Genomic DNA, 22,999 nt, shown 5'->3' with positions numbered 1-22,999 from the left:
GCCGCAGGAGGGCCGGTCCGGGCGGCACGGCGGGACCGGGTCAGCGGCGGTCCGGCTCCGGCGCCTGGGCCTGCTCCAGCACCTCCACCGGGTCGCCGACGGTCAGCGTTCCCAGCACCTCGGCGACCTCGTCCCCGGAGAGCGCGGAGGCCCCAAAGCCCGCACCGGCCCCGGCGGCCGAGCCGCGGACCGGCACCAGGTTCTGGCCGAACACCAGCTTGTTGCCGAAGCGGTGGTGCCGGCCCAGCGCCCGCAGCGGCTCCGGGCCGCGCCGCTCGCCGCTCTCCTGGTCGGTGGTGGTCACCACGCAGCGCCCGCACGGCTTGACCACCCGGAACTCCAGGCCGCCGATCCGGATCCGGCGCCAGCCGTCCTCGGCCCAGGCGGCGGTGCCGGAGACCACCAGGTTGGGGCGGAAGCGCTCCATCGGCAGCGGCGCGCCCTTGACCGGGTCGCCGGGGTGGTCGTCGGCGATCCGGGCGTTCAGCTCGTTCAGCGAGCCGGTGGTGGTGAGCAGCAGCGGGAAGCCGTCGGCCATCGAGACGGTCTCGCCGGGGGCGGCGTACTCCGGGTTGATCGGGCGGCTGGTGGCCGGGCGGTCCAGGTGCACAAGGCGCACCTCGCCGAGCTTCGCGGGCAGCCGTTCGGCCAGCCAGGCGGAGGTCTCCTTCGCGGCCCCGGCGGCGGAGAAGACGGTGCCGAAGACGCTGACGGTGGTCTCGGGGGCGCCGGCGGCCAGCGTCGGCGCGGCCAGGGTGTGGACGGAGCCGTCCGGGCCGGTGAGGGTGAGCGAGGTGCCGTCGGCGGACGGGACGGGCCGGAACTGTCCGATCGAGGGCTCGTCGCGCTGGGTGAGGGCGGTGCCGTCGGCGGCCACCAGCATCCAGCGGCGGTCGCCGGTCAGGCCCCAGGGCTGGAGTTCGGCGGACGGCGGGCTGAGCCGGTACATCGACTTGACCGGGTACAGGTGGAGGGAGGCGAGGCGCGGCATGCCGACCATCCTGCCAGGCGTGCGGCCGGGCCCGGTACGGCGCTTCCCCGCGCCCCGGCGGGGGCCGGGAGGCGGGGAAGCGCGGGGTGTGCGGTGTGTCCGCCGGGGTGGGGTGTCCGGGCGGGCGGTGTGGGGGAGAAACGCGTCGTTGCGTGGTGACCTTGCCCCCCTGGTGGGGTTCTCAGCCGGCCTGCGGGTACTGCCGGTACTGCGGGTACTGCTGCGGGGCCGCGGCCGGGCGCAGGGTGTTGCCGCCGAACGACTGGTCGCCGAACGACTGCTGCTGCGGGGCCGGTTGGGCGCCGAACTGCTGCGAGTTGAAGGTCGGCGTGAAGCTCTGCGGGGCGGCGGCGAAGCCGTTGCCCGGGGCCTGCGGGGCGGGGTACGCCTGCGCGGGCTGGGGCTGGAACGGGGCGGCCGGGCGCTGGCCGGGCAGGAAGCCCTGCGGGGCGGCGGCGTAGCCGTGCTGCGACTGCACCGGCGCGTTCTGGTAGCCGGGCTGGGCCGGGATGTACTGCGCCGGGGCGGGGGCCGGGGCACTGCTCGGGCCGGGGCCGAGCGCGAGGCGGGCCGGGGGCAGGGCGGGCAGGTTCGACTGGGGGGAGTCGAAGCCGGTGCCGAAACCGCTGCCGTAGGCGGAGGACCAGGAGGCGGCCGGGAGGGCCGGGGGCACGTTGATGGGTGCGATCTGCGGGATGCCGCGCTCTGCGACCAAGCTGTCGTAGATGGGCGTGCCGGAGGAGAAGGACGGAGAGGGGTAGCCGACTCCGTCGTAGGAGCGGGGCGAGGTCATGGGGCATACCGTAAGCCCACAACGTGCCTGCTGAGGAGAGCGGAACGGCCTGGAGTTCAACTGTTTACAGACTCTTCGCTCGCTTAAATCGGGCATTTGCTGGCAGAGTTGGGCGAAACGAGGGCCCGTTTCGGTCATCCGGGATCCATCGTCCGTGCACCGCCCGCTCACCCGGTGCCGGACAAAAGCCTCCGATCGGGCGGCGGAAAGGCTGCGCCAAGGTTCCGTTAAGCCGGCAGTGGTCCAGACCGCCGCGGGGGCGCCCGGCCCGCGCCCGGGTCCGGAACGCGCCCGCGCCCGGAACGGGTCCGGCCCGGACGGCGGGGAGCCGTCCGGGCCGGTGCGGTGCGGCGGGTGCCGCGGTGGGTGCTCAGCGGGCGGTCGCCGCGGCGGCCTGGGCCGGGAAGCCCGGACGGCCGGCCAGCTCGCTGGTGCAGTGGGCGCAGCGGGTCGCCGCGGCCGGGACGGTGCTGAGGCACTCGGGGCAGTCGGCCTTGGCCACCGGGGTGTCCTTGACCGGGTTGAAACGGTTCTGCAGCTTGCCGACCGGCATCACCACGGCGAAGTAGATCACCGCGGCGACCAGCACGAAGCTGATCAGGGCCTGGAGGAACGCGCCGTACGGGAAGGTGACCCCGGCCGCGGTGAACGACTCCTTGCTGAAGTCGCCGACCGCGCCGGAGGCGATGCCGATCAGCGGGGTCAGGAAGGCCGCGACGAAACCGGTGACGACGGCCGTGAAGGCCGCGCCGATGACGATGCCGACCGCGAGGTCGACGACGTTGCCGCGCAGCAGGAAGCTGCGGAATCCCTTGAACATGTCAGCCATCCTGGCGGTCCAACCTTCCTGCGGTCCAACCGAGTTCACCTGATCCGACTAACGGCCGAACCGCCTTGCGAAGTTCGCTCGGACGAGCCCGGGGCGGTCCTCAGCCGGCCGCGAGCGCCGCCCGGACCTCCGCCGCGAAGGGCTGGACACGCACCACCGCGTCGGCGACCCGGCGGACCGTCGCCGCGTCCATGTGCGACCACAGCGGAACGGTCAGCACCGAGGCCGCCAGCCGGTCGGTGCGCGGCAGTTCCTCCGCCTGCCCCAGATGGGCGTACGCCCGCTGCCGGTTGACGGGCGGGAAGAAGTAGCGGCGGGTGTCGATGCCCTCCGCCTTCAGCGCCGCGGCCAGCTGCCGGTTGTCCAGGCCGAACACCCCGGCGTCCAGGACCAGCGTGAGGTCCTTGAAGGTCGAGGTGTCGCCCTCCTCCGGCAGCGCCAGCCGCAGGCCGGGCACCCCGGCGGCGGTCCGGGCGAACTCGGCCACCAGCGCGCCGCGGTGGGCCACCCGCTCGGGCAGCCCCGCCAGCCAGGTCAGGCCGACCGCGGCGTGCAGTTCGCTCATCCGGGCGTTCAGGCCGGGGAACAGCGTGTCGTAGTCGCCCGGGTTGCCGTAGTCCCGGGCGGTGCGCAGGGTCTGCGCGAGCGCCGCGTCCCGGGTGGCGACCAGGCCGCCCTCGCCCGCCACCGCGACCTTCGTCGGGCTCATCGAGAACACCTCGGCCAGGCCGAAGCCGCCCACCGGCACCCCGCGCCGCGCCGAGCCCAGGCCGTGCGCCGCGTCGTACACCAGCGGCAGCCCGGCCGCGTCGGCGACCCGCTGCAACTCCTCGGTCTGGCAGGGCGTCCCGTACACGTGGGTGGCCATCACCGCGACGGGGGAGTCGGCGGCCTTCAGCCGGGCCTCGGCGTCCGCCGGGTCGAGCGTGATGTCCTGCTCCCGGGCCTCCGCGAACAGCGGCACGCCGCCCGCCCAGTGCGCGGCGTGCGCGGTCGCCGAGAAGGTGAACCCCGGCATCAGCACCGGCCGGCCCCCGCCGACCCCCGCGGCCTGGAGCACCAGCATCAGCCCCGCCGTGCAGTTGGACACCGCCACCACGTGCGGTACCTGCATCAACTCGGCGGCCCGCTCCTCGAGTTCGCGCACCCGCGGCCCGTTGGTGAGCATCCCGGAGTCCAGCACCTCGCCGAGCCGTCCGAGCAGCCCGTCCCGGTCGGGCACCCGCAGGCGGGTCAGCGGCAGGCCGTCGGGGAAGGCGGGCGCACCGCCGAGGACGGCGGGACGGTTCCGATCGGTCGTCCTGAGGTCGGTCGTCATGAGGTCGAGCCCCCCTGGGTTCGTGACGGATCCGGAGCGCCGACGGCGACCGGAAGCTCGGGCCCTGACCGGGCGGCGGCGCCCCACTGGCCGGGCTGGGCGCGCCACACCGGCGGTCTGCGCCGCCGCACCGGCCCGGCCTGGGCCGGCTTCGGGACCGCCAGCAGCACCAGCACCAGCGGCAGCACCTGCACCCGCTCGCGCGACAGGATGCCCATGTTGTTGATGGTCGAGAACGCCCAGCAGAACAGCAGCGTGTACACCACGGCGAAGGCCACGTACGAGCGCCGGACGAACAGCTTCGGGATCCGGGCCAGCTGCGGCCAGGCCCGGACGAACATCACCAGCAGCGCGAAGCACTCCACCGACTGGATCAGGTTCTGGACGTTCGACGCCTCGAACGGGAACGGCCGGAACAGCACGCTCACCACCGACATCGGCAGCTTCACCGGATTCAGGCTGAACGCGGGCGCCGGCTCGTCCGCGGTGGCCGCGTTGATCACCGAGTCGCCCTGCGAGGTGCGCCGCGAGGTCTCCGACAGCACCTGGTTGACGGCGTCCCCGCCGGTGCCGTTCGTCCCGAAGAACGCCGACACCTGCTGCAGCATCAGCGCCACGCCCACCGCCAGCACCGCCGCCGTCAGCACCGTGCGCAGCGGCCCCAGCGCCGACACCTGCCGCGGCCGCTGCCGCAGCAGGTACGCCACGCTCAGGCCCGCGCCCGCCAGCACCGTCACGTGCGGCCGCACCATCGCCGTGCCCAGCGAGCCCAGCGCGATGCACGCGAACGCGCCGAAGCGCCGGTCCAGCAGCCGGGCCACCCCGTACGTGGTCAGGCCCAGGCAGAACATCATCCAGGCGTCCTTGCCGATGCTGGACGGCCAGAACAGCAGCGAGGGCAGGAAGAACACCAGCTTCGCGTAGCGCCGCGAGTCCGCCTCCGGGAAGGCGATCTGCAGTGCCCGCCAGAAGAACAGCAGCCCCCAGAAGCCCAGCCAGGAGAACACCAGGAAGCCGCCCACCAGGGTCGGCCCGGTCACCGCGTAGACCACGCCGGTGACGATGATGACGAAACCCGTCCCCGCGACCTTCATCCCCAGGTCGTAGTGCAGGCCGGTGGTGAAGTCCGTGGTGGTCAGGTACCGGGCCAGCTCGGAGCCCTTCTGGTGGTACATCTTGGCGTCCGCCGCGCCGCCGTACAGCACGAACGCCATCAGGTACCGGGGGAAGGCGCAGGCCAGCTTCGCCGCCATCGCCACCATCAGCAGCCTGAACACCCCGCGCTCCGGGTTGGCCGCCGCGACCCGGGCCAGCACCGGCGTCCCGATCGCCATCAGCGCGGGCGCCACCAGCAGCGCCCCCCAGGTGTCGTACGTGGTGTGCACCATCGCCAGCACGAACACCGTCACGTAGCCCAGCACCGCCACCCAGGCCAGCGCCGTCAGCCGGCCGCGCCGCAGCACCCCGCGCAGCCGGGCCAGCGCGCGCGAACGCGAACGGGGGCGGCGGGACGGGCCGGGGCGGCGGGGTGCGCGGGAGCGGCCGGCGAGCAGCGCCGCCATCAGAAGACCTCCAGGTCGCCGAGGCTGAACCGCCAGTCGGCGAGGGTGCGCCCGGCCGGCAGCGGGCCGGTCGGGGTGCGGGCCGCCAGCACCATGCCGGTGCGCGGCGCCCGCACGCAGCCCGCCCGCAGCCCGGCCGCCGCGGCCTCGGTGCCGGGGGAGAGGTGGGTCGCCGCGTGGTCGCAGCCGGAGGCCGCCGCCACCCGCAGCAGCTGCGCCGCCGCCGCCCGGTCGCCCGGCCGGACGATCAGCTCGGCCAGCGTGAACTCGGCCAGCGGGCCGCGCCGCCGCGGCCGCCCGAACGCCAACCCGACCAGCTCACCGCCCCGTTCGACGCTCACCACCCGGTAGTCCAGGCCCGGCGCCGCCCCGTACCGCCAGGCCAGGTACGCCGCGGTGCGCACGGTGTGCAGCCGCGGATCGGCCGCGTCCGCCCGCTCGCGCTCGGCGAGCAACTCGGCCAGCTGCCCGACCCGCCGGGCTCCCGGATCGGCCAACCACTCGGCGGCGGACGGCAGTTCGCAGCGCGGCGGCCCCGACGGGCCGGGCCGGCGGCCCAGCGCCGCCCGGGCCCCCCGGGCGAAGGACACCGGCCGGGCCACCCGCAGCGCCACCGGGACGCGGCCCAGCTCCCGCCAGCCCATCCGCAGGTAGCCGGGCAGGCTGTTCCCGTTCGGCGTGTTGAACACCAACTCGGCCTCGCCGGAGACCTGTTCGAGCAGCTCGGTGGTCAGCCGGCGGAAGATCCCGCGCCCCTGGAAGTCCGGGTGCGTCGCGGTGTCCACCGGCCGCACCGCCCGCACCTCCCGGCCGCCCTCCGCCCGCCAGGACCAGCGCAGGAACAGCCGCACCCCCGCCAGCCGCCCGCCGTCCGCCACCGCGACCAGGCCCGGACTCGACCCGAACGGGTTCCCCCGGTGCTTCCAGTCGAAGAACTCCGCGCTGCGCCGCCCGGTCGGGCCGCCCGCCAGCGAAGCCGTCAACAGCTCCAGCACCGCCGGAACGTCCGCCGACTCCAGCCCGCGGTACGTCAGTTCACCAGCCACGTTGTGCTCGTCCCCTCCGGACTACGCCCCACCAGTCGGTTCAGTTCGCCAGGACCCGCGCGTACATCCGCTCGATCGCCCGCTGCGCGCCCGCCACGTCGAAGGAGGCGGCCCGCTCCCGGGCCGCCGCGCCCATCCGCCCGCGCCGCACCGGATCGGCCAACTCGGCCAGCGCCGAAGCGAGTTCCACCGGATCGCCCGGCGCCACCAGCCGGCCCTCCACGCCGTCGTCCAGGATCTCCGGCATGCCGCCGACCCTGGTCACCACCGACGGCAGCCCCGAGGCCATCGCCTCCATCAGCGCCACCGGCAGGCCCTCCTGGCGCGAACTCAGGCAGAACACGTCCCAGCCCGGCAGCAGCGCCGGGACGTCCGCGCGCATCCCCGCGAACAGCACGCCGTCGCCCGCCCGCGCCTTCAACCCGGCCTCCAGCGGCCCCGATCCGACCAGCACCAGCCGGGCGTCCGGCTCCTTGCCGCGCAGCAGCGCGAACGCCGCCAGCAGCGTCGCCTGGTCCTTCTTCGCCGTCAGGTTGCCGACCGTGCCGACCACCAACGCGCCCTCGGGCAGCCCGAGTTCGGCCCGCGCCGCGCGCCGCGCCGCCGGACCGGACGGCGCGCCGCCCAAGTCCGGCCCGTGGTGCACCACCGTCAGCCACCCGCCCGGCCGCCGCCGCCCGATCCCCGCCGCCACCGCGTGCGACACCGCGACCACCGCGTCGTTGCGCCGGTACGTCAGCGCGTTCGCCCAGCGGGTCGGCAGCCGGTAGCGCTCCCACAGGTTGTGCTCGGTGTGCACCAGCCGCGGCCGCCGCCCGCCACCCGGCCGCAGCAGCCGCGCCGCGACCGCCGGCACCGGCATGTGGGTGTGCACCAGGTCGTACCGGCGCTCCGCCAGCAGCGCCCGCAGCCGCAGCGGCCAGCGCCGCCCCGGCGCGCCGCCCAGGCAGTGCACCGGCACGCCCGCCGCCTCCAGCGCCGGCACCAGCGCGTCCTTGTGCGGCAGCACGTACGCCACCTCGATGTCGTAGCGCGAACGGTCCGCGTGGCGCACGCAGTTCACCAGCAACTGCTCCGCGCCGCCCCGGCCCAGCCCCTTGGCCAGCCAGAGCACCCTGGCCCGCGGCCCGCTCACCGGTCCTCGCCCAGCCGCAGCTGCATGGTGGTCTCCATCGGCTCCTCCGGCGGCAGCTCCACCGGCCGGCGGCCCCAACTCGTCGTGCCGTCACGCCGGTTGCCCGCCTCGCCGGCCCCGTACACCGGCTCGCCGCGCCGCCCGTCCGGCCGCCCGCCGTCCGCCCGCTGGTGCTCCGGCCGGTGCGGCTCCGCCCGCCGGTGCTCGGGCCGCCGCGGCTCCGGCCGGTGCGGCTCCGCCACCCGCTCCACCCGCTCCACCGGCTCCGGACGCGGCAGCGCCGGACGGGACGGCTCCGGGCCCAGCGCCGGACGCCCGCCCAGCCGACCCGGCAGCCGCAGCGAACGGTGCCGCCGCCCGGTGGCGACCTCCGTCCCCAGCAGCGCCACCCCCGCCACCGGCACCCCGGTGCGGGCCAGCAGCTCCGACACCCGGTCCGCCTCCTCCGGGCGCACGTTGCCCGCCATCAGCGTCACCAGCACCGCGTCCGCGTGCCGCACCAGGTCGTACGCGTCGTTCGCGTGCAGCAGCGGCGAGGAGTCGATCAGCACCACGTCCGCGTACCGCCGGGCCAGCGCCAGCACCTCCCCGGCGCGCAGCACCAGCGCCGCCGGGTACGCCCGCGCGTGCCCGCCCGCGATCATCGCCACGTTCGGCACCCGGGTCGGCCGGACCAGGTCCGCCAGGTCGGTCAGCTGCTCGCCGGACAGCAGCTCCGCCATGCCCGGCCCCTCGTCCATCCCGAAGTGCGCGTTCAGCTCCGGCTGCCGGAAGTCGCAGTCCAGCACCAGCACCTGCCGGCCCGTCTCGCCCAGCGCCGCCGCCAGGTTCGCCACCGTGGTGGTCCGCCCGTCACCCGAACGCCCCGACATCACCAGCACCACCGGCGCCGGCTCCACCGCCCGCCGCACCCGCCGGCCGTCCGGATCCAGGCCGCCCTGCCCGAACTGCGCGGACAGCGACTCCGGACCGGTCAGCAGCAGCGTCGAGCGCAGCGAACGGAACGCCTCGGTCGCCGGATCCTCCGGACGGGCCGTCACCAGCGGCTCGCGCAGCCGCCGCAGCCGCCGCGACAGGCGCGGGATCTCGCCGATCACCGGCAGGTTGAACGCCTCCTCGGTGCCGTCCCTGGTCCGCAGCCGGGTGTCCATCCGGGACAGCATCAGCGCCGCCACCACGCCCAGCGCCAGGCCCAGCACCACCGCCAGCGCCAGCCGCACCCCGCGCGAGGGCGAGGACAGCAGGCTGCCGCCCGACTCCTTCGCGTCGATCGAACCCCACTGCTGGATCGCGTCGGTCTGGCTGTAGTTCTGCAGGTCCGCGATCGCCCCGAGGGTCTTGGTCAGCGCCGCCGTCGCCGTCGACAACTGCGGCTGCAGCTTGGCCTGATCGCTCGCGTTCGCCCTGCTGAACGCCTTCTGCAGGTCGTCCAGCTGCGACTGCTGGGCGTCCGCCTGGGTCCGCAGCCGCTTGATCGACTCGTCGGCGCTCTTCTTCGACTCCTGGGCGTACCCGGTGATCGTCGCCTCGGACAGCGCCGCCGCCAGCTCCACGCAGGACGCCTGGGTCGGACCGGTCGTGGTGAACAGCAGCATCTGGGTGGACTCCGCCGCCACCGTCCGGCGCGCCGTCAGCGCCGCCACGTCCGTCACGTGCAACTTCTGCGCCGCCGCCGTGGTCACCGCCGACCCCTGCGCGTACGACAGCACCTGGTCCGCCCGCACGGTGTCCGCCGCGCCCGCGACCGGCGTGATCGCCACCTTGCACTGCCACTTGCCGTTGTCCACGGCGTCCCCCGCCGGCGTCAGCAGGAAACCCACGACCAGCGCGGCCGCCGTACAGGCCGCCAGCAGCCGCCAGTACCGCCGCAGGACGGTGAACAGATTTGCCGGTTCCACCGGTTGGTTCCCCTCGCCTCGTCACGGAGCACACGCGCCCCACGGCCGCACCCGCCCCAGCGGGCGGCGCGCATCGGTACGGCCGGGCCGCATGCGCCCCCCGGCAGCGGCAGAGAAAACGAACGTCCGAGGCCGCCCCTGCGGCCCTCCCCGGAGAGCGATGCTTCCCGCCCCGGACCTGCGGCGCAAGCACTTTGGCCATACTGACACCTGCCGTTGGTCGGAATCCGGACGCACGCACGCGAACTGACGAAACGTCATCAAATGCCCGACCACCCGACGGGCCACCCGCCCGGCCGCCACCCGCCGGACGGTTCGGCCGCCACCCGCCGGACGGTTCGGCCACCGCCCGCCCGTACGCCGTCAGGCCAGTGCGCGCCCGTAGAACTCCACCATCCGCGCCGACACCCGCTCCAACGTGTACCCGGCCCGGAAACGCGCCCGCGCCGCCTTCGCCCGCACCAGCGCCTCCCCGCGCTCCTCCAGCACCCGCACCAGCGCCCCCGCCAACTCCGCCGGCCGCTCCGGCGGCACCAGCAGCGCACACTCCTCCCCGCCGCCCACCGTCTCCCGCAGCGCCGCCACGTCCGCGCACACCAGCGGCACCCCCACCCCCATCGCCTCCATCGCCGCACTCCCCAACCCCTCCCAGCGCGACGGCACCGCGAACACCTCCACCGCCGCCATCAGGTCGAACACGTCGTCCCGCGGCCCCAGGAACCGCACACCCCCCGTCGCCGCCGCCAACTCCTCCAACCGCCCGGTCTCCGCCCCCCGGCTGCCCGCCAGCAGCAGCACCGCGTCCGGCCGCGCCGCCCGCACCCGCGGCCACGCCGACACCAGCACGTCCAACCCCTTCTGGTACTGCTGCCGGGCCGCCGCCAGCACCACCGGCACCTCCTCGCCCAACCCCAGCCCCGCCCGCACCCGCGCCCGCCGCTCCGGCGTCACCGCCCCCAGCAGCAGCGGGTCCCGCCCCCGCGGCACCACGTCGATCCGCCGCCGCGCCACCCGCAACCGGGCCGCCATCACCTCCGCCACGTGCTCCGTCAACGCGTGGAAGCGCCGCACCCCCTGCGCCGTCACCGCGTCCACCGCCTGCGCCGCCCGCACCTTCCACGGGTTCAGCCCCCGCGCGTGCAGGTGCTCCGGCCCGTACGCCGAATTCACCAGGCTCGACACCACCGGCACCCGCGCCCCGAGAGCGGCCGCCCGGCCCAGCACGTCCGACTCGTACAAGGTCGTGTGCACCAGATCCGGCCGCAACCGGCGGAACTCCGCCCGCAACCCCGCCACCCGGGCCCGCCGCGACCCCCGCAACACCGGATGCACCCCCGCACCCGCCGCCCGCAACTCCTCCTGGAACCCGCCCGGCGACTCCTTCAGGAACGCCACGTGCAACTCCACCCCCGACCGGACCAGCAGCGGCGCCATCGCCACCAACCCCTGCTCCGCCCCGCCCACCCGGCTCACACTGTCGATCACGTACACCACACGCACCGCGCCAACCCCCTCGCCCGCGCCACCCCCTGACCGCGCATCAGCATCCCAGCCCGACCCGCCCCGCGTCCCCCGAACCGGAGGAAACCCCTTCGGGGCGCGAAATCAGTGGCTCGGGGAACAGCGAGAGCCCCCGCCAGGGGCTCGGGGAACGGCGAGGCCCAGTCTGCTGGCGGTTCACTGCCGTTGGGCGCATCGGCTTCTGGTTCTGTTCAAGACACGCAGCAGCACGACCCTCCGATGGGCTCCGACCGTCAGCAGCACGGACTCGCCGTTCCCCGAGCCCCTGATTTCGCCCCCCGGCCCGGCTACTCTCTGGGCCATGGCCGACCCGCGGGTACTCCACGTCATCACCGACCCCAGGGCCCGGGGCGCTCAGCGCCTCGCCCTGGACCTGCACCGGGAGTTGGCCCGCCGCGGCCAGTCCTCCGAGCTCGCCGCGCTGCACCCGCACCCCGACGCCGACCCCGGGGCGGCCGTCCCCGTGCTGGGCCCCTCCCGGCACCACCCGGCCACCCTGCGCGCCCTGCGCGCCCTCGCGGGGCGCGCCGACGTGGTGGTCGCGCACGGCTCCTCCACCCTCCAGGCGTGCGCGCTGGGCCTGTTCGCGTCCCGCACCCCCTTCGTGTACGTCAACATCGGCGACCCCCGGCACTGGACGGCCGACCCGCTGCGCCGACTGCGGGTGGGCGCGTTCCTGCACCGGGCGGCGGCCGTCGCCGCGATCTCCCCGCACGCCGTGGACGTCCTGCGCACCCGCTTCCGGCTGCCCGCCCGCCGGCTGCACACCCTGCCCAACGCCCGCCCCGTCGACCGCTTCAGGCCCGCCGCCGGCCCCGCCGAGAAGGCCGCCGCCAGGACGGAGCTCGGCCTGCCGGCCGGGGGCCCGCTGATCGCCTGGGTCGGCGCGCTCAGCCCCGAGAAGCGCCCCGACCTCGCACTGGCCGCGCACGCCCTGCTCCCCGCCGACACCCACCTCGCGCTGGCGGGCGGGGGCCCGTTGCGCGCCACCCTCGCCGCGGGCCCGCGCACCCACCTGCTCGGCCCGCTGGCCGACCCCGCGCCGCTGTACCGCGCCGCGGACCTGCTGCTGCTGACCAGCGACTCCGAGGGCGTCCCGGGCGTCCTGATCGAGGCGGCGCTGGCCGGCCTCCCGGCGGTGGCCACCGATGTCGGCTGGGTCTCCGACGTGGTCCGCCCCGGCGAGGGCGGCCTGCTCGTCCCGCCCGGCGACCCGGCCGCCCTCGCCGACGCGCTGCGCACCCTGCTGGCCGCCGACCGCACCCCGTACGCGGCCGCCGCCCGGGCCCGCGCACTGGCCCACTTCGACCTCGACGCCGTCACCACGCGCTGGCAGCACCTGCTGCGCGAGGTCGCCCACCGGCGCCTGACGCGGTACTAGGCGGTCTCGGCCGCCACCCAGTCCAGGTAGCCGGCCGAGCCGGTGACCACCGGCACCCCGATCACCTCCGGGGTCCGGTACGAGTGCCGTTCGACCAGGAACGCGGTGAGCCGTTCGGCCAGCGCGGCCCGGGTCTTGAGGTCGACGCGCCACTCCGCGCCCTCCTGCACCTCGCCGTCCCACCGGTAGACCGAGTGGACGGGGTAGACCTGCGCGCAGGCCGCCAGGCGTTCGCGCACCGCCGCGGCGGCCAGTTCGCGGGCCCGGCCCTCGTCGTCATGGGTGGTGGTCAGCACCAGGAACTCACGGTTCGTCATGGGCCCCACGGTAGGGGGCGTCCGCCGGCTGTTTCCGTGTAACGGCTTCTGTCACAGCGCTGTACCGGACGTTCGCCCCCGCAACCGCCCGATAGCCGGACACCGTGGTGATGCTTGCCGCCGACCGGCGGCCCGCGTCGCACCACGGAACCACGGAGTCACGAGATGAACGTCCGCAAGCCCGCCGCCCTCGCCGCCCTCGCCGCCTGCGCCGTGCTGGCCCTGACCGCCTGCGACCCGGACGGCGCCGACACCGCCGCGCCGGCCTCCGCCGCGACGGGCACCCCCGCGGCCGCCCCGACCGCCGCCGCCAGCGCCGGTGCGACCGCCGGTGCGACCGCCGCCGCGAGCAAGGGCGCCACCGGCGGCGGCACGGTCGCCGCCGACGTGCCGATCTGCGGCAACTCCGAGAAGGAGAGCGACGTCAAGGCCGAGCTGACCCTCGACAAGAGCGCCGCGCCGCGGATCAACGGCGTGATCAAGCTGACCAACACCGTCGACCACGACTGCGTCGTCTACGGCGGCCCCGACCTGCGCACCAACCACGTCACCAACGAGTTCATGAAGCTGAAGAGCGGCGTCCTGGGCTCCGGCAGCTTCGCCACCGACAAGGAGCACGGCACCGTGCTGCGTCCGGGCGTCCCGGTCTACCAGGCCGTCAGCTGGCTGTCCTCGCCGCCGGTCGCCGCCAACGCCACCTGCACCACCGGGGACGTGCTGGAGTTGGTGCGCAACGGCGACGTGCTCGGCCTGACCATGCAGGTCAAGGACGGCCGCTACTGCCCGGTCGCCGAGGAGGGCTCCGACCAGATCCAGATCGGCGTCCCGAAGACCACCGAGGCCGAGGCCCGCGCCCAGTGGAAGCACGACACCAAGTAGCCCGCCCCCCGGCGCAGGTGGGCGCGGGAGCGGGGGCGCGCCCGTCCACCGGCACCGAACCGGGAGCGGGGGCGACCGGAGGGGGCCTCGAACGTCCGACGAACGTTCGAGCCGCGCCGCCGCCGCACTGCTCCGATCCGGCGAATTCCGCCGTCCGGGGCCCGATCGCCTGGAACGCCGCACGCCCCGCCTGCCACTCTGCCGGGGTGAATCCGCTGCTCAGAACCACTGTCCTGCTCGCCGTCGCCGGCGGTCTGCTGACCGCCCCGGCCGCCGCCGAGGCCGCCTCCGGCTCCGTGCCGTCCCGGCTGCCGCTCGGCCCGAACGGCCAGCAACTCCCGTCCCTCGGGCACCAGTTCGGTGCCACCCGGCCGACCGCGCCGACCCAGCACGCCCCGGCGCCCGCCACCCCGCTGGAGCAGGCCGCCCCGCCCGCGTCCGCGCCGGTGGTCCAACGCGCCCACGAGGCGGTCGAGTTCTTCTGGTACGACTGCTCGCACTCCGCCCTGCTGGAGCAGCCGCTCACCCGCTGGGCCGCCGAGCACCGGGCGGACGTCACGCTGCGCCGCGTCCCGGCGGTCTGGCCCGGCAGCCCGGACGAGGCCGAACAGCGGGCGCACGCACGGCTGTTCTACGCCCTGGACCGGCTCGGTGAGGTGGACCGCCTGCAGGCCGCGGTGTTCCGCGCCGTCCGCGAGCAGCACGCCGACCTGACCACCGAGCAGGCCGCCGCCGACTGGGTCGCCGGGCAGGGCGTCGACGCGGCGAAGTTCCGGGCCGCCTACCGCTCCGCCGAGGTGGACCGGGCGGTGGAGGACGCCCCGAAGCTGTTCGCCCAGAACAAGGTCGCCGAACTGCCCACCGTGGTGGTGGACGGCACCGGCCGCACCTCGCCGACCAAGGCCGGCGGCGTCGACGGCATGCCCGCCGCGCTCGACCAACTGGTCGCCGAGCAGCCCGCCCGCTGACCTCCCCGCTGACCTCCCCGCCGACCGCGCCGACAGCCCGTGCCGACAACTACCCTGGCCGGAAAGGGCCGTTCGGTCCGGAACCGTCCCGTACCGGGCTGAGCTGCCGCAATCTTCACCGAACCCGCCCCCGGCCCGCACACTCTGTGTCATTGTGGTCCGCGGGTCGGCCGGGCAGCACCGGCGGCCCGGCCCCGACGGCAGCAGTGCGCCCGGTTCCCCGGGCCCGCCCGCACCCGGGGCCGGGGGGAGGCCGTCCGGGCTCGGAACCGGCGGCAGGCAGACGGCACAGGCAGACGGCACAGGCACCAGGGGCGAGCACCGCCTCCGGGGAGGGCGGGAGTCCGTGGGGGGACAGCGCGCACAGGTCATCGACGAGCGCCGGGGCCGGGCCGCCCCGCCGGGCACCCCGGTGCCCGCCGGGCCGCCGCCCGAACTGGTCTTCAAACGCCGGCTGCGCCCCGTCCAGGTGGCCCGCGAGCTGTGGGCCGCCCGGGAGTTGGTGCGCGCCCTGGCCGAGCGCGACCTGCGCGCCCGGTACAAGCAGGCGGTGCTCGGCTTCGCCTGGGCGGTGCTCACCCCGCTCGCGCTGTGCGCGATCTTCACCCTGGTGTTCCACCGCGCCGTCAAGATCGAGACCGGCGCCGTCCCGTACACGCTGTTCGCCTACCTCGGCCTGATCGTCTGGCAGTTCTTCTCCAACACGATGAACCAGGGCGCGCTCAGCCTGGCCAACAACCTGAGCCTGCTGAACAAGGTGTACTGCCCGCGCGAGGTGTTCCCGCTCGCCACCATGCTGGTCGCCACCGTCGACATGGTGATCGGCGTCGGCGTGCTGGGCCTGATGTTCCTGGTGTTCTGGACGGCCCCCGCCGCCACCTTCCTGTGGGTGCTGCCGCTGCTGGCGGTCCAGTTCGCCTTCACCTACGGCATCGCGCTGATCCTCTCGGTCGCCGTGGTCTACCTGCGCGACGTCCGCCACCTGCTGCCGATCATCACCCAGATGGGCGTCTTCGCGACCCCGGTCGCCTACCCGCTGGCCAAGATCCCGCAGCGCCTCCAGGAGATCTACGTCGGCGTCAACCCGCTGGGCGCGGTCATCGAGGGCTACCGCAAGGCGCTGCTGTACGGCGAGGCGCCGGACGCCCGGATGACGCTGATCGCGGCGGCCAGTTCGCTGGTCTTCCTGGTCGGCGGGTACCTGGTCTTCAAGAAGCTGGAAACGGGGATCGCCGATGTCGCGTGACTACCCTCTCGGCACCATCCGCACCGAGCAGGTCTGGAAGCGGTTCCGCGCCGACCAGCAGCGCATGCTGCTGCGCGACCGGGTCGACCAGATGGCCCGCCGCCTGCGCGGCGACCGCGGCGAGGACTGGCGCTGGGCGCTGCGCGACATCAACCTGCACATCGAGCCCGGCGAGTCGGTCGGCCTGATCGGCTCCAACGGCTCCGGCAAGTCGACGCTGCTGAAGATGCTCACCCGGGTCATGTACCCGTACGCGGGCGTGATCGACGTGCGCGGCCGGATCGGCGCCCTGATCGAGATCCGGGCCGGCATCCACCCCGACCTGACCGGCCGGGAGAACATCTACCTGTTCGGCGCGCTGCTCGGCCTCAAGCGCCGCGAGGTCGCCGGGCGCTTCGACGACATCGTCGAGTTCGCCCGGCTCGGCGGCGCGATCGACCGGCAGGTGAAGTTCTACTCCTCCGGCATGCAGATGCGCCTCGGCTTCGCGGTCGCCGCCTACCTGGAGCCGCACGTCCTGCTGGTCGACGAGGTGCTCGCGGTCGGCGACGCGGTCTTCCAGCAGCGCTGCCTGGACCGGATGCGCGAGGTCGCCGAGCAGGGCACCACCATCGTCTTCGTCTCGCACGACCTGCCCGCCGTGCAGTCCATCTGCCGGCGCGGCGTCTGGCTGGAGCAGGGCACCGTCCGGGTCGACGCCGGCATCAAGGACGCGCTGGCCGGCTACCGGGACTCCATCGAGGCCCAGTCCGAGGCGTCCGCCCGGGTCGGCGAACCGCTGCAACTGCTCAAGTACGAGGTGCGCGGCGAGGACGCCGAGGAGGCCACCCTGCACACCGACGAGCCGGTCACCGTCGAACTCACCCTCGGCGGCGACTACCGCGGCGACGCCACCCTGCACCTGGGCGTCAGCGAGGGCACCTCCAGCCCGATCTTCCAGATCAGCCACGAGATCCGGATGACCGGCGGCGACCACCGCGTCGCCTGCGTCATCCCCCGGCTGCCGCTGCCGCGCGGCCGCTACACCCTGTGGACGGGCGTCTACTCGATCGGCAAGACCGACGGCGGCACGCTGATGAGCTGGCACTCCGCCGGGCAGTTCGACGTCTTCGGCCCGATGCTCGACACCCCGCCGCGCGCCGTCGTGATGGCCGCCCCCGTCTTCGTCCCGCACCAGTGGGAGGACTGAGCATGCGCCCCGTCCGGGTCCTGGTCCACCTCAACAACCTCGCCCTCGGCGGCGCCCAGCTCAACGCCGTCGACATCGCCCGCACCCTGCGCCAGCGCGGCCACGAACCCGTCCTGTTCGCCCAGGGAGTCGAGGGCCCCGCCCCGCTGGTCGAGCTCGCCGCCGGGCACGGCCTCGAGCTGGTCGTCGCGGGCGACCCCGGCACCCCGCACGCCGTCGTCCGGGCCCGGCTCTCCCGGCTCGCCGCCGAACACGGCTCCCAGGTGATCCACGCCTGGGAGGTCCGGGCCGCCCGCAACGCCTACTTCGGCCCCGGCCGGCAGGGCCGGATCCCGATCGTCACCACCTTCTACGGCATCCGGATGCTCCGCGGCATGCCCCGCCACCAGCCCCTGGTCCTCGGCCTCGGCGCCCTGCTGCCCGACGGCCGCGCCTTCGGCCACCGCGACCTGCGGCTGATCGAACCGCCCGTCGACACCGACGCCGACGCCCCCGGCGCGGTCTCCGGCGCCGACTTCCGCGCCGAGGTCGGCGCCTCGGACGGCCAGCTCCTGCTCTGCGTCGTCACCCGGCTGGTCTCCGGCCTGGAGAAGGACGCCGGCGTCTCCCGCACCATCGCGGCCCTGCGCCTGCTCGACGACCCGAACCTCGTGCTCGCCGTGGTCGGCGGCGGCCCCAGCGAGGAGCGCCTGCGCGCCGAGGCCGCCGCCGCCAACGAGGAACTCGGCCGCGAGGCGGTCGTCCTCACCGGCCAGCGCTCCGACCCCCGCCCCGCCTACCAGGCCGCCGACCTGGTCCTCGGCATGGGCGGCTCCGCGCTGCGCGGCCTCGCTTTCGGCAAGCCCGTCATCGTGCACGGCGCGGGCGGCTACACCGCCGTCCACGAACCCGGCCCGCTGGTCGAGCCGCACGCCTCCCGCTGCATGTACGGCCACGGCGACCACCCCGCCGACGCGAAGGCCCTCGCCGCCCAGATCCGCGCCCTCGCCGACGCCCCCGACCGCCGCGCCGAGCTGGGCAGTTGGGGCCGCGACTGGGTCGTCGGCCGGTTCTCCCTCGACCACGTCTCCACCGCCTTCGAGGAGATCTACCGCGAACTCCTCCGCCGGCCCCCGGGCCGCACCGCCTGGCTCCGCGACCTGGAGCAGATGTCCCGCTACGAGTTCGTCAAGCCCACCGCCCGCCGCCTGATCGGCCGCTGACCGACTGCCGGCCGGCCGCCTGACCGGCCGCCGACCCCGCCGCCGGTCAGGGCGCGTCCAGCAGGTGCTGGACGGTGTCGGCGATCCAGTCGGTCAGCTCCGCGCGGTCGCCGAGGTCGTCGCGGAGCACCCGCAGGCGGGCGGAGACGCCCAGCACGAAGGTGTCGACCGCACGGGCACGGGCGAGGGCCTCCGCCTCGGTCAGGCCGTAGCGCAGCGTCGTCGGCATGACCCGCGAACCTCCGGGCACCCGCACCGGTACGAGCCGCGCCCGCGGTGCGGACGGACCGACCGGGAGGCGGCGAATGACCGGACCGATGGACGCGAACCGCTACACGGCAGCCCGCTTCGCCTATGCGAGCCCCGGGGTCTTCCTGGCCGTGGCCGCCGTCGGCGCGGTGCTCGTCGTCGTGGCGGTCCTGCTCCGGAAGACGCGGAAGTAGCCGGGGCCCCGGGCCCGCACCGCCCTTCCGGGCCTCAGCTGAGGCGGCGCAGCACCAGCGTGACGAAGCCGAAGCAGTCGCGGTACCCCTCCAGCCACTGCGCGCGGTGGGTGTCCGCCGCGCGCAGCGCGGCCTCCCGCTCGGGCCCCGGAGGCCGGTCCAGGGCCCACTCGGTGAGGGAGCCGGTCCAGGCCCACTCGTAGGCGTCGAGTTCGGCCCGGGTGGAGGTGTGCCCGGCAACCGGGAGCCAGCCGACCGCCCGCGCCGCGGCCACCGTCCCGGCCAGGTCGCGGACCTCCGCGCCGAACAACTCCCGTGCCCGGTCAGAGGGTTCGCCCTCCCAGTAGGTCTCGCCGAGCAGCACCGCCCCGCCCGGGGCGAGCAGCGGCCCGATCGCGTCGAGCGCCGCGCCGAGCCCCCCGAAGGCGTACGCCGCGCCCACGCACAGCACCGCGTCGAAGGGCTCGGCGGCGGTGAACTCCCGTACGTCCCGGTGGTGCAGGCCGATCCGCCGCTCGACGCCGAGCCGCCGCGCGGTGTCCAGGGCGCAGCGCAGCGCCTCGGCGTCGGTGTCCACACCGACCGCGCGCAGCGCCGGATGCGCGGCCAACGCCCGTACCAGCCAAGGGGCTTCACCGCAGCCGAGGTCGAGCAGCCGCCCGTCCGACCGGCCGCGCAGCAGGCGCTCCAGCAACTCCCGCACCGAACCGTCGGACAGCGGCGCCGCGATCGGGTGGTCGCGGTGCGCGATCCGTGAGATCTCCTGACGCTCCATCGTCGGATCCTGCCCGCCGGGCCGGCCGGCTATTCGGCCCGCTGCGGCCGCGGGTAGGTGCGGCCCTTCCAGGCGGCGCCGCGGCCCCGCCAGTGCTGGACGGCGGAGTCGACCGTCATCAGCAGGTACAGCAGCGCGGTGAACGGCAGCAGCGGGGCGGCGGCGACGGGCTGCCCGTAGTAGCGCAGCATCGGCGCGTACGTCCCGGCCATCACCGCCCACGCGGCCAGCCCCGCCCCGGCGGTCCACCACGCCCCGGCCGCGACCCCGGCCAGCGCGGCCACCGGCGGCACCAGGTAGACCAGCGCCAGACCCGCCACCGTACCCACCAACAGCATTGGCGAGTACCGGAGTTGGGCGTACGCGCTGCGCGAGACCATCCGCCACAGCGAGGCCAGGCCGGGGTAGGGGCGGACGGAGTCGACCCGGTCGGCGAGGCCCAGCCACGTCCGGCCCCCGGCGCGCTTGACCGCCCGGGCCAGCGACACGTCGTCGATCACCGCGCCCCGGATCGCCGCCACCCCGCCCGCCCGCTCCAGCGCGCCGCGCCGCACCAGCGAGCAGCCGCCGGCCGCCGCGGCCGTCCGGGAACGGGGGCGGTTGGAGCGGCGGAACGGGTACAGCTGCGCGAAGAAGTACACGAACGCGGGGACGATCAGCCGCTCCCAGCCGCTCACCACCCGCAGCCGGGCCATCTGCGAGACCAAGTCCAGCCCGGCGCCCTCGCCCGCCGCGACCAGCGCCCGCAGCGAACCGGGGCGGTGCGCGATGTCGGCGTCCGTCAGCAGCAGCCACTCGGCGTCCGCCCCGGCCTGCTCGACGCCGTGCCGCAGCGCCCACAGCTTGCCGGTCCACCCCTCCGGCAGCGGCGGGGGAGTGGCCACCACCAGCTCCAGCCCGCCGGTGCGCCGGGCCAGCTCCCGCGCCAGCTCACCGGTGCCGTCGGTGCTGTGGTCGTCCACCAGCACCACCCGGGCCCGCCCCGGGTACTCCTGGGCGAGCAGACCGGGCAGCGACAGCGGCAGCACCTCCGCCTCGTCCCGGGCCGGTACCAGCACCACCACCGACGGCCACTTCCCGGGCTCGCCGCCCCCGCGCGGCAGCCGCTGGTCGGTGCGCCAGAACCCGCCGTGGCACAGCGCCAGCCACACCCACACCAGCAACGCCACCACCGAGACCCACCACAGGACCGTCACCCGGGCAGTCTGCCCGATCCGCTCCCGCCCGACCCCGAGGCGCGACGGCCGAGGCCGCAGGGCGGGACCGCGGCCGGGGTCAGACCCGGGCGGCGGCCGCCAGCAGGGCGCCCTGCGGGTACGCCAGCGCCTCGGCCTGCAGGGCGGAGGGGCGGCCCGTGTGCAGGACGGTCAGGGTGCCGCCGCCGGGGGGCGTGTCGGGGTCGAGGCGGCGCAGGGTCTGGGCGGCGATCGCGTCGGCCGAGCCGTGCAGCCGGACCGGGCCGGCGAGCGCGGCGGCGATCCGGTCGTCGATCAGTTCGTAGTGGGTGCAGCCGAGGACCACGTCGGTCGTCCCGGCGGGGGTGCGGGCGGCGGCCGAGGCGACGGCGGCGGCGATCGCGGCCTCGTCGGCCCGCTCCACGGCCTCGGCCAGCCCCGGGCAGGCCACCTCGTGGACCTGCGCGGCCCCGCCGAACTCGGCGATCAGCCCGCGCTGGTAGGCGCTGCCGGTGGTCCGCGAGGTCGCCCAGATCGCCACCACCCCGCCGGCCGCGGCGGCCGGCTTGATCGCGGGCACCGTCCCGATCACCGGCAGCCCGGGTTCGAACTCCGCCCGCAACCGGGCCAGCGCGTGCACCGTCGCCGTATTGCAGGCCACCACCAGCGCCTCCGGCCGGTGCTCCACCGCGGCCCGCGCACAGGCCAGCGCGTGGTCGGTGATGTCCTCGGGCGTCCGCGGCCCCCAGGGCATGCCGTCGGGGTCGCAGGAGACCACCAGGTCCGCGTCGGGCCGGGCCCGGCGGATCGCGGCGGCGGCGGCGAGCAGTCCGATTCCGGAGTCCACGAGGGCGATCTTCACGAGCACCGACTCTACCCCGAACAAGAGCCCCACCAGGGGCTCGGGAGAGCACCGCCAGGGGCTCGGGGAACGGCGAGGCCCAGTCTGCTGGCGGTTCACTGCCGTTGGGCGCATCTGCTTCGGGTTCCGTTGAAGACACGCAGCAGCACGGACCTTCGATGGGCTCCGGCCACCAGCAGCACGGACCCGCCGTTCCCCGGGCCCCTGGTGGTGCATGCTCGTCTGCCAACAGTTCCCCGGGCCCCTGGTGGTGCGTGCTCGTCTGCCGACAGTTCCCCGGGCCCCTGATTTCGCCTCCCACCGTTCTCAGCCAAACCTCTGCTCCGTTTGAATGACCGTATGACCGCGCCCTGCGCGTGTCCCCGGTCGGGAGCGGCGCGCCCGCAGAGGCTTGGGTCTCATGGGACAGCTGACAGCATCGAACGAGCGGGTGCCGGCCGACGACCGGGTGTCGGGGACGGCCTACACCAACCTGGTGGTCGCCACCGTCGGCTTCGCGCTGACCTTCTGGGCGTGGAACCTGATCGCCCCACTGGCGGGCGAGTTCAACAAGACACTGCACATGACGTCCTTCGCCCAGTCGTTCCTGGTCGCCGTCCCGGTGATCGTCGGCTCGCTGGGCCGTGTCCCGGTCGGCGCGCTGACCGACCGCTTCGGGGCCCGGCTGATGTTCCCGCTGATGTCGGCGCTGACCATCGTCCCGGTGCTGCTGCTGATCCCGGCCCGTGATTCGTACGGGGCGCTGCTGGCGGTCGGCTTCTTCCTCGGGCTCGGCGGCACCACCTTCGCGATCGGCGTGCCGCTGGTGAACTCCTGGTTCCCGGCGAGCAAGCGCGGCCTGGGCATCGGCGTGTTCGGCATGGGCATGGGCGGGGTCGCGCTGTCCGGCTACTTCACCCCCCGGCTGTGGAAGCACGGCCACGACCTGCCGTTCTGGGTGATGGCCGTCGCCCTGGCCGCCTACACCGTGGTCTCCTTCCTGCTGCTGCGCGACCGCCCCGACCGGGTGATCCCGACCGCCTCGCTGGCCTCCCGGCTCGGCCGGGCCGGGAAGCTGCGGGTGACCTGGGAGCTGTCCGCGCTGTACGCGATCGGGTTCGGCGGCATCGTCGCGTTCGGCGTCTACCTGCCGACCTACCTGAAGACCTGGTACGAGCTGTCCGCGACCGACGCCGGCACGAAGGCCGCCGGGTTCGCCCTGGTCACGGTGGTCTTCCGGCCGTTCGGCGGCTGGCTCTCGGACCGCGTCCACCCCGCCGTGGTGACCTGCTGGGCGCTGGCCATCACCGCCCTGTTCGCCATCGTCCAGGCGTTCGACCCGGAGCTCAGCCCGATCGGCACCATCGCCTTCATGGTGATGGCGGCCGGCCTCGGCACCACCAGCGGCTCGGTGTTCGCCCTGGTCGCCCAGGTCACCCCGGTCGCCCAGGTCGGCTCGGTGACCGGCATCGTCGGCGCGATCGGCGGCC

22 protein-coding genes are annotated in these 22,999 nt (G+C 75.2%); 8 read left to right on the top strand and 14 right to left on the bottom strand.

Annotation, left to right across the window (positions count from 1 at the left end):
- Positions 1–40 precede the first annotated feature (40 nt).
- The 9 genes from ACFUEL_RS04635 to ACFUEL_RS04595 form a co-directional block, all read right to left on the bottom strand.
- Positions 41–991, bottom strand: a complete 951-nt coding sequence (locus ACFUEL_RS04635) for an MOSC domain-containing protein (RefSeq protein ID WP_380234510.1) — start codon at positions 989–991, stop codon at positions 41–43.
- 181 nt (positions 992–1,172) lie between these two features.
- Positions 1,173–1,784 (bottom strand): DUF6643 family protein, encoded by a 612-nt coding sequence (locus tag ACFUEL_RS04630; RefSeq protein WP_380234509.1) that lies wholly within the window; start codon positions 1,782–1,784, stop codon positions 1,173–1,175.
- A 370-nt stretch (positions 1,785–2,154) separates the two neighbouring features.
- Positions 2,155–2,604, bottom strand: coding sequence for a large conductance mechanosensitive channel protein MscL (gene mscL / locus ACFUEL_RS04625; RefSeq protein ID WP_380234508.1), 450 nt, complete (start codon positions 2,602–2,604; stop codon positions 2,155–2,157).
- A 109-nt stretch (positions 2,605–2,713) separates the two neighbouring features.
- Positions 2,714–3,931: a DegT/DnrJ/EryC1/StrS family aminotransferase gene (locus ACFUEL_RS04620; RefSeq protein WP_380234507.1), complete on the bottom strand. Its 1,218-nt coding sequence runs from the start codon at positions 3,929–3,931 to the stop codon at positions 2,714–2,716.
- Complete coding sequence (locus ACFUEL_RS04615; protein WP_380234506.1) at positions 3,928–5,493, bottom strand: hypothetical protein; 1,566 nt, start codon at positions 5,491–5,493, stop codon at positions 3,928–3,930. Before ACFUEL_RS04615 ends, ACFUEL_RS04620 begins: the two co-directional genes overlap by 4 nt.
- Positions 5,493–6,539, bottom strand: a complete 1,047-nt coding sequence (locus tag ACFUEL_RS04610; protein ID WP_380234505.1) for a GNAT family N-acetyltransferase — start codon at positions 6,537–6,539, stop codon at positions 5,493–5,495. The genes ACFUEL_RS04615 and ACFUEL_RS04610 overlap by 1 nt, the downstream gene beginning before the upstream one ends.
- A 40-nt stretch (positions 6,540–6,579) precedes the next feature.
- Positions 6,580–7,674, bottom strand: coding sequence for a glycosyltransferase (locus ACFUEL_RS04605; RefSeq protein ID WP_380234503.1), 1,095 nt, complete (start codon positions 7,672–7,674; stop codon positions 6,580–6,582).
- Positions 7,671–9,572: an AAA family ATPase gene (locus ACFUEL_RS04600; RefSeq protein ID WP_380234502.1), complete on the bottom strand. Its 1,902-nt coding sequence runs from the start codon at positions 9,570–9,572 to the stop codon at positions 7,671–7,673. The genes ACFUEL_RS04605 and ACFUEL_RS04600 overlap by 4 nt, the downstream gene beginning before the upstream one ends.
- A gap of 363 nt (positions 9,573–9,935) precedes the next feature.
- Positions 9,936–11,057, bottom strand: a complete 1,122-nt coding sequence (locus ACFUEL_RS04595; RefSeq protein WP_380234501.1) for a glycosyltransferase family 4 protein — start codon at positions 11,055–11,057, stop codon at positions 9,936–9,938.
- Between the two features lie 337 nt (positions 11,058–11,394).
- Here ACFUEL_RS04595 and ACFUEL_RS04590 point away from each other — a divergent pair, with 337 nt between their 5' ends.
- Positions 11,395–12,474 carry a glycosyltransferase gene (locus tag ACFUEL_RS04590; RefSeq protein WP_380234500.1) on the top strand — a complete coding sequence of 360 codons (1,080 nt, stop codon included), beginning with the start codon at positions 11,395–11,397 and terminating at the stop codon, positions 12,472–12,474.
- Here the strand turns inward: ACFUEL_RS04590 and cutA are convergent.
- Positions 12,471–12,791 carry a divalent-cation tolerance protein CutA gene (gene cutA / locus ACFUEL_RS04585; RefSeq protein WP_380234499.1) on the bottom strand — a complete coding sequence of 107 codons (321 nt, stop codon included), beginning with the start codon at positions 12,789–12,791 and terminating at the stop codon, positions 12,471–12,473. The genes ACFUEL_RS04590 and cutA overlap by 4 nt on opposite strands.
- A gap of 165 nt (positions 12,792–12,956) precedes the next feature.
- On the opposite strand from cutA, the gene ACFUEL_RS04580 reads away from it, so the two are divergent.
- The 5 genes from ACFUEL_RS04580 to ACFUEL_RS04560 all read left to right on the top strand — a co-directional run bounded on the left by ACFUEL_RS04580 (position 12,957) and on the right by ACFUEL_RS04560 (position 18,275).
- Positions 12,957–13,670 (top strand): hypothetical protein, encoded by a 714-nt coding sequence (locus ACFUEL_RS04580; RefSeq protein WP_380234498.1) that lies wholly within the window; start codon positions 12,957–12,959, stop codon positions 13,668–13,670.
- A gap of 206 nt (positions 13,671–13,876) precedes the next feature.
- Positions 13,877–14,638 (top strand): thiol:disulfide interchange protein DsbA/DsbL, encoded by a 762-nt coding sequence (locus ACFUEL_RS04575; protein ID WP_380234497.1) that lies wholly within the window; start codon positions 13,877–13,879, stop codon positions 14,636–14,638.
- Between the two features lie 346 nt (positions 14,639–14,984).
- On the top strand, positions 14,985–15,884 hold the full coding sequence (locus ACFUEL_RS04570; RefSeq protein WP_380234496.1) for an ABC transporter permease: 900 nt from the start codon (positions 14,985–14,987) through the stop codon (positions 15,882–15,884).
- Positions 15,874–17,073, top strand: a complete 1,200-nt coding sequence (locus tag ACFUEL_RS04565) for a polysaccharide ABC transporter ATP-binding protein (RefSeq protein WP_380234495.1) — start codon at positions 15,874–15,876, stop codon at positions 17,071–17,073. Before ACFUEL_RS04570 ends, ACFUEL_RS04565 begins: the two co-directional genes overlap by 11 nt.
- A gap of 2 nt (positions 17,074–17,075) precedes the next feature.
- The gene (locus tag ACFUEL_RS04560; protein ID WP_380234494.1) at positions 17,076–18,275 is read left to right on the top strand and encodes a glycosyltransferase family 4 protein; all 1,200 of its coding nucleotides are present in this window, start codon (positions 17,076–17,078) and stop codon (positions 18,273–18,275) included.
- Between the two features lie 46 nt (positions 18,276–18,321).
- On the opposite strand, the gene ACFUEL_RS04555 is transcribed toward ACFUEL_RS04560, so the two are convergent.
- On the bottom strand, positions 18,322–18,504 hold the full coding sequence (locus tag ACFUEL_RS04555) for a hypothetical protein (RefSeq protein WP_380234493.1): 183 nt from the start codon (positions 18,502–18,504) through the stop codon (positions 18,322–18,324).
- A gap of 76 nt (positions 18,505–18,580) precedes the next feature.
- Here ACFUEL_RS04555 and ACFUEL_RS04550 point away from each other — a divergent pair, with 76 nt between their 5' ends.
- Entirely contained in the window at positions 18,581–18,718 is a 138-nt protein-coding gene (locus tag ACFUEL_RS04550; protein WP_380234492.1) for a hypothetical protein, read from the top strand.
- A gap of 34 nt (positions 18,719–18,752) precedes the next feature.
- On the opposite strand, the gene ACFUEL_RS04545 is transcribed toward ACFUEL_RS04550, so the two are convergent.
- From ACFUEL_RS04545 to ACFUEL_RS04535, 3 genes are all read right to left on the bottom strand, one after another.
- Positions 18,753–19,493 carry an SAM-dependent methyltransferase gene (locus ACFUEL_RS04545; protein ID WP_380234491.1) on the bottom strand — a complete coding sequence of 247 codons (741 nt, stop codon included), beginning with the start codon at positions 19,491–19,493 and terminating at the stop codon, positions 18,753–18,755.
- A 29-nt stretch (positions 19,494–19,522) separates the two neighbouring features.
- Complete coding sequence (locus ACFUEL_RS04540; RefSeq protein WP_380234529.1) at positions 19,523–20,707, bottom strand: glycosyltransferase; 1,185 nt, start codon at positions 20,705–20,707, stop codon at positions 19,523–19,525.
- A 61-nt stretch (positions 20,708–20,768) separates the two neighbouring features.
- Positions 20,769–21,530: a glutamate racemase gene (locus tag ACFUEL_RS04535; protein ID WP_380234490.1), complete on the bottom strand. Its 762-nt coding sequence runs from the start codon at positions 21,528–21,530 to the stop codon at positions 20,769–20,771.
- 400 nt (positions 21,531–21,930) lie between these two features.
- Here ACFUEL_RS04535 and ACFUEL_RS04530 point away from each other — a divergent pair.
- On the top strand, positions 21,931–22,999 hold a 1,069-nt coding region (locus ACFUEL_RS04530), incomplete at its 3' end, for an MFS transporter (protein WP_380234489.1).

The organism is Kitasatospora sp. NPDC057198 (assembly GCF_042670125.1).
Classification (GTDB): domain Bacteria; phylum Actinomycetota; class Actinomycetes; order Streptomycetales; family Streptomycetaceae; genus Kitasatospora.
This window is presented reverse-complemented; position numbering and strand designations above follow the sequence as displayed.

Coding starts and splice junctions, on each gene's coding strand:
- ACFUEL_RS04635 (WP_380234510.1), bottom strand. CDS start 991: ATGCCGCGCCTCGCCTCCCTCCACCTGTACCCGGTCAAGTCGATGTAC.
- ACFUEL_RS04630 (WP_380234509.1), bottom strand. CDS start 1,784: ATGACCTCGCCCCGCTCCTACGACGGAGTCGGCTACCCCTCTCCGTCC.
- mscL (WP_380234508.1), bottom strand. CDS start 2,604: ATGTTCAAGGGATTCCGCAGCTTCCTGCTGCGCGGCAACGTCGTCGAC.
- ACFUEL_RS04620 (WP_380234507.1), bottom strand. CDS start 3,931: ATGACGACCGACCTCAGGACGACCGATCGGAACCGTCCCGCCGTCCTC.
- ACFUEL_RS04615 (WP_380234506.1), bottom strand. CDS start 5,493: ATGGCGGCGCTGCTCGCCGGCCGCTCCCGCGCACCCCGCCGCCCCGGC.
- ACFUEL_RS04590 (WP_380234500.1), top strand. CDS start 11,395: ATGGCCGACCCGCGGGTACTCCACGTCATCACCGACCCCAGGGCCCGG.
- cutA (WP_380234499.1), bottom strand. CDS start 12,791: ATGACGAACCGTGAGTTCCTGGTGCTGACCACCACCCATGACGACGAG.
- ACFUEL_RS04580 (WP_380234498.1), top strand. CDS start 12,957: ATGAACGTCCGCAAGCCCGCCGCCCTCGCCGCCCTCGCCGCCTGCGCC.
- ACFUEL_RS04565 (WP_380234495.1), top strand. CDS start 15,874: ATGTCGCGTGACTACCCTCTCGGCACCATCCGCACCGAGCAGGTCTGG.
- ACFUEL_RS04560 (WP_380234494.1), top strand. CDS start 17,076: ATGCGCCCCGTCCGGGTCCTGGTCCACCTCAACAACCTCGCCCTCGGC.
- ACFUEL_RS04555 (WP_380234493.1), bottom strand. CDS start 18,504: ATGCCGACGACGCTGCGCTACGGCCTGACCGAGGCGGAGGCCCTCGCC.
- ACFUEL_RS04550 (WP_380234492.1), top strand. CDS start 18,581: ATGACCGGACCGATGGACGCGAACCGCTACACGGCAGCCCGCTTCGCC.
- ACFUEL_RS04545 (WP_380234491.1), bottom strand. CDS start 19,493: ATGGAGCGTCAGGAGATCTCACGGATCGCGCACCGCGACCACCCGATC.